General features: G+C 33.6%; 15 protein-coding genes. 2 read left to right on the plus strand and 13 right to left on the minus strand.

Features of this window, described 5'->3' with window-relative positions; all coding sequences use genetic code 11:
* Positions 1–81: 81 nt before the first annotated feature.
* From YWA_RS0102310 to htpG, 13 genes are all read right to left on the minus strand, one after another.
* A complete protein-coding gene (locus YWA_RS0102310; protein ID WP_022826881.1) occupies positions 82–1,470 on the minus strand; it encodes an alpha/beta hydrolase family protein in 1,389 nt (462 codons plus the stop codon).
* A gap of 7 nt (positions 1,471–1,477) precedes the next feature.
* Positions 1,478–2,068 (minus strand): YIP1 family protein, encoded by a 591-nt coding sequence (locus YWA_RS0102315; protein WP_022826882.1) that lies wholly within the window; start codon positions 2,066–2,068, stop codon positions 1,478–1,480.
* A complete protein-coding gene (locus YWA_RS0102320; RefSeq protein ID WP_026718520.1) occupies positions 2,065–2,349 on the minus strand; it encodes a DUF2089 family protein in 285 nt (94 codons plus the stop codon). Before YWA_RS0102320 ends, YWA_RS0102315 begins: the two co-directional genes overlap by 4 nt.
* A 118-nt stretch (positions 2,350–2,467) precedes the next feature.
* Positions 2,468–2,746: a DUF2805 domain-containing protein gene (locus YWA_RS0102325; RefSeq protein WP_022826884.1), complete on the minus strand. Its 279-nt coding sequence runs from the start codon at positions 2,744–2,746 to the stop codon at positions 2,468–2,470.
* Positions 2,747–2,859: 113 nt separating this feature from the next.
* Positions 2,860–3,675 carry a sterol desaturase family protein gene (locus YWA_RS0102330; RefSeq protein ID WP_022826885.1) on the minus strand — a complete coding sequence of 272 codons (816 nt, stop codon included), beginning with the start codon at positions 3,673–3,675 and terminating at the stop codon, positions 2,860–2,862.
* Positions 3,676–3,680: 5 nt separating this feature from the next.
* Positions 3,681–5,027 (minus strand): sensor histidine kinase, encoded by a 1,347-nt coding sequence (locus YWA_RS15265; protein WP_022826886.1) that lies wholly within the window; start codon positions 5,025–5,027, stop codon positions 3,681–3,683.
* 71 nt (positions 5,028–5,098) lie between these two features.
* Positions 5,099–5,701, minus strand: coding sequence for an alpha-ketoglutarate-dependent dioxygenase AlkB family protein (locus tag YWA_RS0102340; protein ID WP_022826887.1), 603 nt, complete (start codon positions 5,699–5,701; stop codon positions 5,099–5,101).
* Positions 5,702–5,708: 7 nt separating this feature from the next.
* Positions 5,709–6,071, minus strand: a complete 363-nt coding sequence (locus YWA_RS0102345) for a DoxX family protein (RefSeq protein WP_022826888.1) — start codon at positions 6,069–6,071, stop codon at positions 5,709–5,711.
* Positions 6,072–6,106: 35 nt separating this feature from the next.
* Positions 6,107–7,024 carry an EamA family transporter gene (locus YWA_RS0102350; protein ID WP_022826889.1) on the minus strand — a complete coding sequence of 306 codons (918 nt, stop codon included), beginning with the start codon at positions 7,022–7,024 and terminating at the stop codon, positions 6,107–6,109.
* Positions 7,025–7,153: 129 nt separating this feature from the next.
* On the minus strand, positions 7,154–7,771 hold the full coding sequence (locus tag YWA_RS0102355) for a response regulator (protein WP_022826890.1): 618 nt from the start codon (positions 7,769–7,771) through the stop codon (positions 7,154–7,156).
* On the minus strand, positions 7,768–9,543 hold the full coding sequence (locus tag YWA_RS0102360; RefSeq protein ID WP_084682968.1) for a tetratricopeptide repeat-containing sensor histidine kinase: 1,776 nt from the start codon (positions 9,541–9,543) through the stop codon (positions 7,768–7,770). Before YWA_RS0102360 ends, YWA_RS0102355 begins: the two co-directional genes overlap by 4 nt.
* 10 nt (positions 9,544–9,553) lie before the next feature.
* Positions 9,554–10,033, minus strand: coding sequence for a hypothetical protein (locus YWA_RS0102365; protein ID WP_022826892.1), 480 nt, complete (start codon positions 10,031–10,033; stop codon positions 9,554–9,556).
* A 98-nt stretch (positions 10,034–10,131) separates the two neighbouring features.
* A complete protein-coding gene (htpG, locus tag YWA_RS0102370) occupies positions 10,132–12,018 on the minus strand; it encodes a molecular chaperone HtpG (RefSeq protein WP_022826893.1) in 1,887 nt (628 codons plus the stop codon).
* A gap of 179 nt (positions 12,019–12,197) precedes the next feature.
* Here htpG and YWA_RS0102375 point away from each other — a divergent pair, with 179 nt between their 5' ends.
* A complete protein-coding gene (locus YWA_RS0102375) occupies positions 12,198–12,671 on the plus strand; it encodes a lipocalin family protein (RefSeq protein ID WP_022826894.1) in 474 nt (157 codons plus the stop codon).
* Between the two features lie 19 nt (positions 12,672–12,690).
* On the plus strand, positions 12,691–13,389 hold the full coding sequence (locus YWA_RS0102380) for an OmpA family protein (protein WP_022826895.1): 699 nt from the start codon (positions 12,691–12,693) through the stop codon (positions 13,387–13,389).
* Positions 13,390–13,517: the final 128 nt, after the last annotated feature.

The following is a 13,517-nucleotide window of genomic DNA, read 5'->3' on the forward strand; positions in this document are numbered from 1 at the left end:
TTAGACTTCAATTTCGTAAAATTGTTACCTGCTATTAATAAAAAAGGAGAAAAATTTAATTTTCTCCTTCTTTCAAATTTTTTATTTTACTTTGGATTTAATCCAGTTACTCATTGTCGTTAAAACCTCAGGAGCGAATGTTTCTTCAAGTTTGCGATATTCTTTTTCGGTACAAGTGGTGCAATGTTGGAACAAGTGGTTTAATCCAGGAATAATTTGCACCGTTACATTTTTGTTTCTACCCTCTTTCAAAGCGGTTGAAATTGCTTCTGTATTTAACTTGGCAGTGACTTGAATGTCTTTTTCACCATTTAAAACGAGTACTGGGCACTTTACTTTTTTCAAATTTTCCTTTGGATCGTACGAAATAAAATAACGGAACCAAGGAATCGCAATCCCGTTTACTTGCTGCTGAATTACCGCTGCAATTTCATCTTGTGACGGTCGTTCTGCTTCAGGAGTTTTGTTAATTTCTGTTTGTAAATAAGCAGTCAGATTTTTCTTCACTGTTGAAAGGTCGTCTTTTGATTTTAAGATATCATAAATCTGTTGATTGGTAATTTTTGCTTTTTGCAATTGGTCTTCCGTCATTCCTCGTTTCTTTCCCACTTCATAATTTTGGTCTACTAAAAGTGCGTCCCCGGGAACCCCAGTTCCTGCTAGTAAAATTAGAAAAGCAATGTTTTTATCTGTTGCCGCAATCATTGGAGCAATCATTCCTCCTTCAGAATGTCCGATAATACCAATTTCTTTCGAATTGATTTCAGAACGTGTTCTTAAATAGGCAATCGCGGCTCTAGCATCATTTGCAAAATCTGCAGAAGTAGCTAACGTTGGATCTCCTTTTGATTCGCCGACACCACTGTCGTCGTAACGCAAAACAGCAATTCCATTTCGGGTCAAGTAATCAGCGATCACTAAAAAAGGTTTATGCCCTAAAACTTCTGAATCACGATTTTGTTGACCACTTCCTGAAATCAAAATTACGGCGGGAAATTTACCTTGTTTTTTTGGCAAAGAAAGCGTTCCAGCTAATGCGATGTTCTCCACTGAATTTGTAAACTTCACCTCTTCTGTGTAATACGGATAAGGTTTAATAGGCTCTTGCGGTCTGATAAGTTCTACGATTTCTTTGCTTAAATGCATTGGAGCTGAAAACGCACCTTGTTCAAATGTACCAGTTATGTCCGTCTCCAATCGCCATTCTCCGGTGTATTTTATTCCGGCAGCTTTAACTTGAATCAGTAATTTTTTATCGGCAAATGTTATTTCATCTACAGCAATGCCTTTCACACCTTGATTAGGACTATCCATAGTGGCACTATATCCTGTTGAAGTTTTTGTAATATTGAATACGAGGGGAAGTTCTGTTCCTTGTATTTCTAAAACGCCAGTCCAACTTCCTGTAAGATCTTGTGCAAAGGAAAATGAACTACATAACGCGACTAGGATCATTAATAGCTTTTTCATAATATTTTTAATTTAGTAGATAGAATATGATTTTTGAAAATAACTCAGCACTTATTAACACGACGATAAAAAGCACTATTTCGACACCGCCTTTTGCATTGGTGGCCACTTTATATCCTTTGTATAAGAGATAAATAAACCATGCTAAAAAAAGAAATGTAACGACAGTAAATCCCAATAAAATAAGCAATTGGCTTGTTTCAAATTGTGGAACAGCACCTGGAGCTGTTGTCTGAAATTGCTGAAGAAGTTTCTCGCTTTCAACCATTACTATATTGTTCCAATTGAAAAAAGGTAGAAAATAATACGGAATTCTTGAAATCAAACTTGCTGTAAAAACATCAATGAAACGTGTTTTAGGATTTCTTATTTTTCCCAACGTAAAGAACGCTAACGATAAAATGACCACATTAATAACATTGTCTGTCAAGGTATTTATGAAAAATGTAGGAGTTGAAAAGTGCAAATCGAGTACACCGTCAAAACGGGCGTTGAAAAAAGAACCGCTCATACTTAGTAAAATTGTTGCAGCAATTCCAAATAAAATTAACGGTCGCTCGGAAAATTGTTCGAAAGGATTGAAGATTATCTTTTTCATAGCGATTGTTTTAGTTGAAGATTTTTTATTTTTTCAATAATATCGTCGAGTTTGTTTCGCACAGTAGGATAACTTTTTCCCATTTGGCTCGCCATTTCTTTTAGACTTCCGCTTGAAAGAAAAAAATCTAAAATAAACTGTTGCTCTTCTTCCGGAATTTGCAACAACATTGGCAAAGCATAAGTGCCTGAAACTTTTGTTCTACACTCTGGACAGCTCAATTCCGTCACAGAAAGTTGACTTTCACAACTAGGGCAACTGGCTGGAAGTTTAGGATTCATTATAATTAAGTTTAGTTTATTAAACAAAGTTAATAATTATTTAAACAAAGTTAAACTATTTTTTAACATAATTATAATTTGGCCAAAAAAAAACTTCTGCAGAAGCAGAAGTTACGTTTTAATCAAATTTATTTTTTATATAGTATTTACCGTCAAGATCTTCGTCAAAATCATCCACTTTTTGAGGTTTTGGCTTAGGTTTAGCTGCCATAGCTTTCTTTTTCCAATGTTCAAATTTTTCTGCAGTTAATCGTTTTTTCATGATTTCGATGATTTCTCGCTCTGCAAAGCCAAATTCTTTTTTGATAATTTCAAAAGGATTTCGTTCTTCTAAGGCAAGGGTAATCAATTTCTCATTCTGTTCCCAACTTAATTCGATATGTTTATTCTTCTTCATTAGGTGAAAATTAATTCAGATAATTTTAGGGGTTAATTTATCAGTCAATATTAAGAAAAAAATCAAAACAATAATACAGTAATACGTATTTTTTTTAAAAATTTATTTCTGTTCTATTTTATTTTTTTTTGAAATGGAATTTTCAACATACTTTTTATATCGCTTTGATGTTCAATATTTTGATGTGTGTCAATGCCGTAAACGATTTCACTATTGGATAATTTAGAAAAGGTACCGAAAATGCGATCCCAAATCGAGAAGATATTTCCGTAATTCGTATCTGTATAGGGCAAAATATAATGATGATGTACTTTGTGCATATCAGGTGAAACTAAAAAATAACTGATAAAAGTATCTAGTTTCTTTGGTAACTGGATATTTGCGTGATTAAATTGCGAGAAAACAACAGATAAAGATTGGTACAGAAATACAAGCCACATTGGTGTACCGGCAATTAGAATAGCAAGAATTGTGCAAATAAATCGAATCACGCTCTCACCTGGATGATGTCTATTTGCTGTAGTCGTGTCCACATACGCGTCGGTGTGGTGAATGAGGTGAAATCGCCACAAAACCGGAATACGATGTTGTACCCAATGTGCAAAGTATGCACCAACAAGGTCTAAAAGTAATAAACCCAATACAGCATAAACGATGTTATTCAAATCCGGGATTTGATTCAGGATTCCCAAATTGTGCTCAAAGGCATAATTTGCCGTAGCTAATAAAAGTCCGGCTAAAGCAAAATTTACAACGATAGTTGTCAGTGTGAAAAAGATATTTATTCCTGCGTGATTCCTCTTTTTGTAGCCAAATACGTGAAGCGGTGTGCTATTTTCAATAATCCAAAACAACGCAATTCCGCCTGCTAAAATCAATCCGCGGTGCAGCGAAGAAATAGTTTCAAAATACGTGATTATTGTTTCCATATCGTCTATGTAAAGAGGATTGTAAATATTGTTCCGACATTAACCTCACTTTTCACCACAATTTTCCCGCCAAAACGTTCCACTTGCATTTTTGTCATAAATAGTCCAATACCTTTTGCATCGGGATGTTCGTGAAACACTTTATTCATCCCAAATAGTTTTGATCCATATTTATTTAAATCAATTCCCAGTCCGTTGTCTTGTACGTTCAAGTAAATTTGACCGTCGATCATTTGACTTGAAATGTTAAGCACCGGTTTACGATCTGGAGCTGCATATTTCAGTGCATTACTGATTAAATTATGAAAAATACTTTCTAAATAGATGATTGGATAATTTACGATGGGTGCTTCTGAAAAATCCGTCTTTATAACGGCATCTTTATGTAAAATCTCTCCTTGTAAATTCTCAATTGTTTTGTTTAATACGGTTTCAAATTTTACGGTATCAATTTCTATTTTTTTAGTGGCCTTCAAACTCATAATGTCAATCAAATGGTTTAAAGTTTCATTCAAATTTTGCGACACTTTTTTCAACATTTCAAAAACGGTCTTTGCTTCTTCCACACCTCCGTTTTCGTCGTAAGTTTCAATGAGCATCGTAATGTTTGCTGCTGGAGCACGAAGATTATGCGATATAATACTTGAAAAGTCATTCAGTTGGTTGTTCTGAACACTCAACTCTTCAATTAAATTTCTTTGGATTTCGTCTTGCTCTGCAATTTTATGAACTGCTTTTCTGATTAAAATATAAGCAATAAAAATCAATAATGAAATGATAAACACGAACGCCAAAAAAAGCATGTTGCGGGTTTGAACTGTGTCCTCTGTTTGCTTTAGTTTGTTGGAAAGAATATTGATTTGCTGTTCTTGGTACTTGGCAACAATAACTTTAATGCTGTCCATGATCTCTTTTCCACGACCGGTTTCAATCAGTTTTGCGGCACTTTCCATTCCGTCTCTCTTCCGTCTTAAAATTGTGCTATCACTAAATGTGATTTTCTTTAAAATTAAATCTTCAATGGAATCTAATTTTAAAATTTCATGAGAATTATCAATTTTCAAAGACCGTAGCGAATCAATCCATTTGTTTATTTCTGAATTTTTTTCTATAAATGCATCTAAATATTCAGGGCTTCCCGTAATGGCAAAACCCCTTGAACTTGTTTCGATATCAATTGTGGTGGATAGTATTTTCTCTAATAACGTATTTGCAGTACTCGTTTGATAAATCGTTGCTCTATTTTGTTTAACGGCTTCTGCTCGATTATATGACGTAATAATTAAGACAATAACGACAAGTGCTACCGCAAAAAAAGTAATGTCAATCTTATTTTTTAATGTAAATTTCAAATTTAAAAATGTATTAAAAGTTTTATTTTAAATAACTTTTGCTGAAAGATTGGGTGATAAAAATAACAAAATTATTTGATTGTACGAAAGGTAAGATTGATTCGAGGACCAATTTCTTGCATTGTTTTAGGAATTTGGTGTTTGTAGAAGTGCTGAGTAGCTCCTTTCATCAAAAGTAAACTGCCATTTTGTAATTTTATTTTGCATTTAAAATCGTTATTTGTATTGTGTTTTAAGTGAAAAAACCGTTCACTTCCTAGTGTTACAGAGGCAATAATTGGGTTTGTCCCTAATTCTTTTTCGTTATCTGCATGCCATCCGTTACTGTCTTTTCCATCGCGGTACAAATTCAGTAATACGCTGTTAAAAGTGCTTTGCGACTGGGCTTCAATTTTGCTTTTTAATGCTAAAAGTTGTTCCGTCCACGGATTTGCATTCATTTTTATGTTCGAATAGGAATAATCTAAATTTTCGGAGCCATAAAATGCCGTTAAGCGAGGTTGTGGATGTGTTTTTCCAAAAATCGTTATTGAATCACTTCTCCACGGCGTCTCTGAAAATAACTTATTGAATAATTCACCAGCTGCTTTTTCGTCAAGGAAACTAGGGATATAGCTTACTTCTGCATCTTTTAAATCAAATAGAATCGGTTCGTTCGAAAATAGTGCTTCCATGAGATGTTTATAAAGTATAATAGTAAGCCCAAACCATCAATGCAATTTGCAAAGGCAATCTTAAAAATAAAACAATTTTAGGCAATCCCATTCCTGCTTTTTTATTCGTAAACATATACAAATTAGCAGGAAAAACCACAAACAATAATGCGATTAATCCCCATGCTGCTGCTTTGGAAAACATAGGAATACAAAGACAAATTCCCAAAAGTACTTCTGCGATTCCCGCTACATTATTGAGCAATTTAGGATTTGGTAAATACGGAGGAATGATTTTTAAATAGATCCTTGGATTTCTGAAATGATTGAATCCAGCGAGAATATAAATAGCCGCCATTAAATATAAATGCCATGGTAAGTCAAAAGTCATCGGCTTAGTTTTAGGTCTAAAGTAGCAAAAATAAATTACATCATTTTTGATTTCCGCTTGAAATTAAAATTCATAATGACAATTGCCGTTATAATTAGAATAATTCCCAACCACTGAATTAAAACCACTTGCTCATTCAATAAAAAATAAGCCATTAGTACTGAAACGGGAAGCTCTAAAGAAGCAACAATACTTCCTAAACCAATTCCCGTATGTGGAAAACCCGCATTTAACAATAAGGGTGGAATTACAGTACCAAATAAAGCCAATATAATTCCCCACTTCATGAAGATCTCAAGATTAAATGGCGTCACTTGTGTTACCAATGCAAACGAGAAGACGATTACTGCACCACCAATTAACATTAATAAACTGCGTTGTGCTGCAGAAACATGCGTTGCGATTCGGTTTGCGGTAAACATAGTTGTAGTGAAGGAAGCAGCTGCTAAAAGTCCCCAAAATATTCCCGTTGACCAATTAATGGAAGAATCGTTAAAATCAATTTTAAAAATATTTATTGCTAAGGCTGTCCCTATCAAAACCACAATAACAGCAAGTGTTTTTTGTAAAGAAGGCGCTTTTTTATCAAGAAACCACTCTAATAAAACACCCATCCAAACGGTTTGCATCAACATCACTATACCAATTGAGACAGGAATATATTTAACGGCTAAATAATAAAATAAACTGGTCAAACCTGTAGAAGTTCCAGCTACAATTAAGTGAAGGATATTTTTTTTGGTTGGTTTTACAATTTTGGTTTTAGTTCGATTGCGTTGAATTAAATTCACAATTAAAAGTCCAATCAATCCATATATAAATTGAGAAGTTGTTACTTCAGCGGTGGTATAACCTTCGTTGTAGGCAATTTTTACAAAAGTAGCAAGCATTCCATAACTTGTAGCTCCAAGCGCCACAAGAAAAACACCTTTAAGAAGATTGTTTTGGGTCATATCCTAAAATTTAAAAAGGGCGACAAATATAGGATTTAATTACCGATGTCTTCTATAATTTACAAAATATAAAACCAGATCGTTTTTAGGCGAAAGTTCGCTGTAGATTAAAAACAGTAATTCCGCTTATTAAGTGAAATCATATTTTCTTTCCACGGCATACCGAACTAAATCATTCTTGCCGTGCATATTTAATTTTTTTAAAATATTTTTTCGATGCGTGTCAACCGTTGCTTTTCCAATAAATAAGAGTTCGCTAATTTCTACGGAACTATTACCTTCGCCAATTAGTCTTAAAATTTCCAGTTCCCTTTTGCTTAATATTATTTCCTCAGTTAAACTTGTATTTTTTTCAATCATCAGATTTGAATCAAAAAACGACTTTTTCTTAGCTACTGTTCGAATAGCTTCAACTAAGGTAGCAAGTGATGAATTTTTCATGATGTAACCTGAAGCGCCGGCATCACGCATTTGAGCGACAGCGTCCGTTTGATCAAACATGCTAAAACCGATGACATCAATAGTTGGAAATTCAGTTTTGATAATTCGTGTTGCAGAAATACCGTCCAGTTTTGGCATGCGAATGTCAGTGATGACTACATTTGGCTCTTTGAGGCGCACCAAGTCAATCAAAGCTTCGCCATCGTTTGCTTCGCCAATAACTTGAATATCCAACTCGTTTTGCAAAGACAATTTTATGCCGTCAATCAGGGATTGGTGGTCTTCTGCAATTACTATTCTGATCATAACGGTAAATCAATTATAATGGTCGTACCTTTTGAAATAATAGAATCTACTGTAAAAGTTCCGCCCATTTGTTCTACTTTGTGTTCAATGTTTTTCAATCCAATACCATCTTTTTTTGTTACTACTCTGTAATCAAATCCTTTTCCGTTGTCTTCAATGATGATGTTAATGAGGTCTAAATTATGTTGCGTCAAATATATACTTACTTCACTTGCTTCTGAATGTTTGATAATGTTTGTGCACAATTCTTGTATGATTCTAAAAAGAGTAACTTCTACAGAATTAGACAATCGTTGCGTTAACCCAAATGGAATTACATTAAAATCCAACCGGTTGATAACCGTCATCTTTTCAGCCATCTTTTTTACAGAAACTAATAGACCTTCATTACCTACCACTCCCATGTTTTTGAGATGCGATATGTTTCGTACCTTTTGATAGGTCTCTTCTAAAAGTGCGTCCGTTTTTTCAAAAAGCTTTTGTTTGGTTGCATTCTGTGATCTGTTGATATTTTGAAAATTTAATTTTAAGGTGGCTAATAAACTGCCTAAATTATCGTGCAGTTCATTTGCAATCTGTTGTCGTTCTATTTCTTGACTTTTCAACATCAAATCAATATCATGTAATTCGCGGTCTCTTAACGTTTTTTCTAGTTTTTGTGCTTGAATCATCTGTGCCTGTTCAGCAATTTTTCTCTTTTTTGAACTGTTTTTATAGATCAATACCGAAAGTATTATTGCTACTAAGAGTACACCTAAAGTGGTATAAGTGATAATTTGATTTCGTTGTACTTTTGCTTTTAACGTCAAATTCTCAATTTCTTTTTCCTTGGTTTGATACTGTATGTTGAATTCTGAGATTTTCTTATTTTGCTCGTCAAAATTAAATTCTTCCTGAACATCTACATAATTAGAGAGGTTTTTATATGCATTCTTAAAATCACCTAATTCATTGTAATTTACGGCTAAAAACTGATAAATATAACTTTTGATTATTTTTTCGTTCCGAAGTAAGGTTATTTCATTTGCTTTGTTCAAAAGTGCTAGGGCCTTTGGGTAGTCTTTTTTACTGTAGTAACAACTGGCTTTATTAATTAAACTGATGCAGATTCCGTACTGATTATTAATTCTTCTACTATACTCAATAGATTTATCAATATAGTAAATTGCAGAATCTTGCTTTTGCAAAATTTCATTGTATAAAACACCAAGGTTAGAATATAAATTTTCAAATTGATCGTCGTTGTTTGCTATTTTGCTGTACTGTAGTGATTTTTTAAACAAGTCAAAACTTTTCTCGGGCTGTTCTTCCATTATTAAAGAACCCCAACTGGAATATGCCTTTGCAATAATTAAATTGTCCTTCTTTTTTAAAGCATATTTTAAATAATCGTCAATATACATTTCTGCTTTTTTTCGATTGTTTTTCTCAGTACTGAGAAGAAAAGCGATTTCTAAATTAAGATCCATCGCTTTGTCAATGCTATCTATCGAAAAATATTCTCTTTTGGCTGCTAAATAAGTAAGAAATGCCTTTGCATTTTCGTTTTCAGCGGCAAAACACTTTGCTTTATAAAGATGAAGAAGTGCTAAATCATTTTTTTTTATGCTTAACGTATCGTACGTATTGATTTTTTGTAAAGCAGCATAGTTTTTTCCGTTTGTTATAAGCGTGTCAATTTTTGCAAAATCTACTTCTTGCGCTTTTAATATTCCACTTAAAAAGAGAAACATGAATAAGTATACAAACCAAGTTTTACTATTTTGACCCATTTTTTATGCGCTATTTAATGACTAAACTTAAGCCAACTTTCCTAGGCCCACTATTTGAAGAACTCGTTTTGCTAGTTGATCCTTCCGCATCACCACTTTGATTACCGTTATTTCTTACATTTTCAAGTATGTTTTCTAAATCAGAAAAAAAGAAAGCTTTATCTGTTGCACTACAATCTGTGTTGTGGTAAAATATAAATAACGTTTCCGGTTGTGATTCATCAAATTCTGCAGCTTCCGCATAACGATTTAATTTATCAATTTCAAAATCCATCACATAGTCAAAGTCGCTGTGCTCAATAGGTTGTTGAGAATCATTATTGAAATGGCAAAAAACAGCATTTATAATCCCACTCGAAGTTCTTTTTGAGAAATTGTAGAGCGTTGTACTTGTGGGTTTGTCAGGAATTTGTGCTGGAATGCAGATTTCAACTCTTGCGGTTCGCACTGTGGTAAAAGTTCCTCTTGCAGTATAAGTAGTATTGGACATCTTGTAAATCTAATGATTAGTAATAGTCAAATCTACTAAAACCAGACATAAAAAAAATCCCTACAAGTAGGGATTTTTAAATTATCTGTAAAATAGAATTATTTAACCAATTCGAAACTACGTTTTACAAACGCAGTTAAGTCTTCTCCTTTTAATAAATTCTGAGAAAGTTTAGCCAAATCTAACGCTTGTTTTACCAATTGTTCCTGGTGTGTTTTATCTGCAGTATTCAAAATGGTATTTGCTAGATCAGAATTGGTATTCACCACTAAGTTATACATTTCAGGCATATTTCCCATTCCAAACATTCCACCGCCTCCAGATTGACTCATCTCTTTCATTCTTCGCATAAATTCAGGTTGCGTAATAATGAATGGAGCTGAATGACTGTCCATCGCTTGAAGTTGTACGTTGTAGGTTGGTTTTGGAACCAATGTTTCTAACACCGTTTTCAAGCTTTCTTGTTCGCTTTCTGACAATTTAGAAATTGTGTCTTCATCTTTCTTAATCAAATTATCCACATGGTCTGAATCCACTCGAACGAATGTCAAGTTTTCATTGTCTGCTTCTAATTTTTGAATCAAATGCGAAATAATTGGAGAATCTAAAACCAAAACTTCGTAGCCTTTTGCTTTAGCCGTTTCGATATACGAATGTTGTGCTTCCTTATTACTTGCGTAAAGAATCACTAATTTTCCATCTTTATCCGTTTGAGAGTCTTTTACTTTTTCCTTTAATTCTTCTAACGTAAAATATTTGTCATCTACCGTTGGGTATAAAGTAAAGGCTCCTGCTTTTTCGTAGAATTTAGGCTCTGAAAGCATTCCGTATTCCAAAACAATTTTAATATCGTTCCATTTTTTCTCAAAATCTTCGCGATTTTCAGTAAACAACGCTTTCAATTTGTCGGCTACTTTACGAGTGATGTAATTTGAAATTTTCTTAACCGCTCCGTCAGACTGTAAATAAGAACGCGAAACATTCAACGGAATATCTGGAGAATCAATTACACCTTTTAACATTGTCAAAAATTCCGGTACAATTCCCTCTACATTATCAGTTACATAAACCTGATTTTGGTACAACTGAATTTTATCTTTCTGAATTTGTAAGTCAGAACTCATTTTTGGAAAATATAAAATCCCCGTTAAGTTAAACGGATAATCTACATTCAAATGAATGTGAAACAATGGATCTTCAAACTGCATTGGATACAGTTCTCTGTAAAATTCCTTATAATCTTCGTCCTTTAATTCAGTTGGTGCTTTTGTCCAAGCTGGATTTGGATTGTTGATGATATTGTCCACTTCCACTTTTTCCGCTTTGAAATCTTCAGGAGCATCTTCTGGTGTAGGAAGTGTTTCTTCTTTTGTTCCAAATTTAATCGGAACGGGCATGAATTTATTGTATTTCTGAAGCAAAGTTGAAATTCTGTTTTCCTCTAAAAATTCTAAAGAATCTTCGGCGATATGCAAGATGATCTCTGTTCCACGAGTGGTTTTGTCAGATGCAACTAATGTGAATTCTGGACTTCCGTCACACGTCCAATGAGCTGCTGGTTCGTCTTTATACGATTTTGTGATCAATTCTACTTTTTCAGCAACCATAAATGCCGAATAGAATCCCAATCCAAAATGACCAATAATTCCTGAATCTTTAGCCGAATCTTTGTATTTTTCTAAAAATTCTTCCGCTCCAGAAAACGCGACTTGGTTGATGTATTTCTCTACTTCTTCCGAAGTCATCCCCAAACCTTGATCAATAATGTGGATTTTTTTTCCTTCTTTGTCAATTTTAACTTCAAGCATTGGATTGCCATATTCTACTTTGGCTTCGCCAATACTAATTAAATGCTTTAATTTAAGCGTAGCATCTGTTCCGTTTGAAATTAATTCACGTAGAAAGATTTCGTGATCGCTGTATAAAAACTTCTTTATTAATGGGAAGATGTTTTCAACTGAAACGTTGATTTTTCCTGTTGTCATAGCTTATATTATTTAAAATTATTAACATTTTTAAAACTGCTAAATCATTTTCAAATAAAGTACCACAATTGCTAAAGTGACAAAATGTCTTGATACTTAATCACGAAATGTTGTAATTTTAATTTTAACATTTGAAGGGTTATTCATGTATCTTTGTACGAAACTAAAATTACCAAACAATGAGAAAATTACTTTTACTTAGCATGATCACACTATTTTTTGTGTCATGTAAATCAAAGTCGGTTACGAACACCGCAGTGGACAACAAAACTGAACGCATGATGAAAGGCGACTGGACAATTAGTTCTGTATCCTATATTGGTTCAGAATATATTAAGGTACAATCTTTTGGATTGGCAGATTCACAATGTTTTGAAGGAAGTAAGTGGAAACTTATTTCAAACAACAACAAAGGTGAAATGAGTTTGACTAAATCAGACTGTATGTCTTTTAGTTCTCCTATTTCTTGGTTCGTTAATAAAGAAGGACAATTCGTTTTGAAGGTTTTAAATGCTGGAGAAAAAGCGAAGAAAGTAAGAGATGGTTACATTTTAGATGTTGCTAATCAAAGTGAAAATTCATTTCAATTAATCGATATGGTTACAATTGGTGGAAAATCAACTAATGTGGTTTATCAATTTCAAAAAAACTAATTAAATAAAAAGACAAATTATGAAAAATAGAATATCAGTTGTAGCTCTTGCTGCATTAACATTATTAGGAACGACATTTACAAGTTGTGATGCCGTTAAAAATTCAAACAACACTCAAAAAGGTGCTGGAATCGGTGCTGTTGCTGGAGCTGTTCTTGGAGGAGTTTTAGGAAATAACATTGGAAAAGGTGGAAATGGTGCTTTAGGTGCTGTTCTTGGTGGAGTTGTTGGTGGAGTTGCCGGTGGAGTTATTGGTAACAAAATGGACAAACAAGCAAGAGAAATTGACAATGCAGTTCCTGGTGCTGAGGTGGAAAGAGTAGGAGAAGGAATTAAATTGACATTGAATGAAAATGCAGTTCGATTTAATACAAATAAATCTTCATTGACTGCAGCAGCTCAAAACAACTTAGATAAATTAGTAGGTGTATTTAATCAATATCCAGATACGGATATCGTTATTTACGGATATACTGATAGTTCTGGACCTGCAGATTTCAACTTGAAATTGTCAGAACAAAGAGCTGCTTCAGTAAAAAGTTATTTATCGGGTAAAGGAATTAAATCAAACCGTATTCAAGTAATCGGGATGGGAATTGCTGATCCAATTGCTTCTAACGAAACTGCTGACGGAAAAAGTAAAAACCGTCGTGTAGAATTTGCAATTACTGCAAATGAGAAAATGAAACAAGACGCTGAAAAAGAAGCGAAACAATAGTTTCCTATTACAAGTATATCAAAAACCGTTTCGAAAGAATCGGTTTTTTTTGTGCTTCATTTTATTTGAAAGACTTTTAACAAATGTTTTTATGTTTCAGAAATATTTGAAAGTAAATTTACATCACC

It is taken from the genome of Flavobacterium antarcticum DSM 19726 (assembly GCF_000419685.1).
Taxonomy (GTDB): Bacteria; Bacteroidota; Bacteroidia; order Flavobacteriales; family Flavobacteriaceae; genus Flavobacterium; species Flavobacterium antarcticum.

What these genes read in the sequence shown, in the direction of transcription:
- htpG (WP_022826893.1), bottom strand. Translation starts at nt 12,018, where the DNA reads ATGACAACAGGAAAAATCAACGTTTCAGTTGAAAACATCTTCCCATTA.
- YWA_RS0102340 (WP_022826887.1), bottom strand. Translation starts at nt 5,701, where the DNA reads ATGGAAGCACTATTTTCGAACGAACCGATTCTATTTGATTTAAAAGAT.
- YWA_RS0102310 (WP_022826881.1), bottom strand. Translation starts at nt 1,470, where the DNA reads ATGAAAAAGCTATTAATGATCCTAGTCGCGTTATGTAGTTCATTTTCC.
- YWA_RS0102330 (WP_022826885.1), bottom strand. Translation starts at nt 3,675, where the DNA reads ATGGAAACAATAATCACGTATTTTGAAACTATTTCTTCGCTGCACCGC.
- YWA_RS0102360 (WP_084682968.1), bottom strand. Translation starts at nt 9,543, where the DNA reads ATGGGTCAAAATAGTAAAACTTGGTTTGTATACTTATTCATGTTTCTC.
- YWA_RS0102320 (WP_026718520.1), bottom strand. Translation starts at nt 2,349, where the DNA reads ATGAATCCTAAACTTCCAGCCAGTTGCCCTAGTTGTGAAAGTCAACTT.
- YWA_RS0102375 (WP_022826894.1), top strand. Translation starts at nt 12,198, where the DNA reads ATGAGAAAATTACTTTTACTTAGCATGATCACACTATTTTTTGTGTCA.
- YWA_RS0102325 (WP_022826884.1), bottom strand. Translation starts at nt 2,746, where the DNA reads ATGAAGAAGAATAAACATATCGAATTAAGTTGGGAACAGAATGAGAAA.
- YWA_RS0102365 (WP_022826892.1), bottom strand. Translation starts at nt 10,033, where the DNA reads ATGTCCAATACTACTTATACTGCAAGAGGAACTTTTACCACAGTGCGA.
- YWA_RS0102315 (WP_022826882.1), bottom strand. Translation starts at nt 2,068, where the DNA reads ATGAAAAAGATAATCTTCAATCCTTTCGAACAATTTTCCGAGCGACCG.
- YWA_RS0102380 (WP_022826895.1), top strand. Translation starts at nt 12,691, where the DNA reads ATGAAAAATAGAATATCAGTTGTAGCTCTTGCTGCATTAACATTATTA.
- YWA_RS0102350 (WP_022826889.1), bottom strand. Translation starts at nt 7,024, where the DNA reads ATGACCCAAAACAATCTTCTTAAAGGTGTTTTTCTTGTGGCGCTTGGA.
- YWA_RS0102355 (WP_022826890.1), bottom strand. Translation starts at nt 7,771, where the DNA reads ATGATCAGAATAGTAATTGCAGAAGACCACCAATCCCTGATTGACGGC.
- YWA_RS0102345 (WP_022826888.1), bottom strand. Translation starts at nt 6,071, where the DNA reads ATGACTTTTGACTTACCATGGCATTTATATTTAATGGCGGCTATTTAT.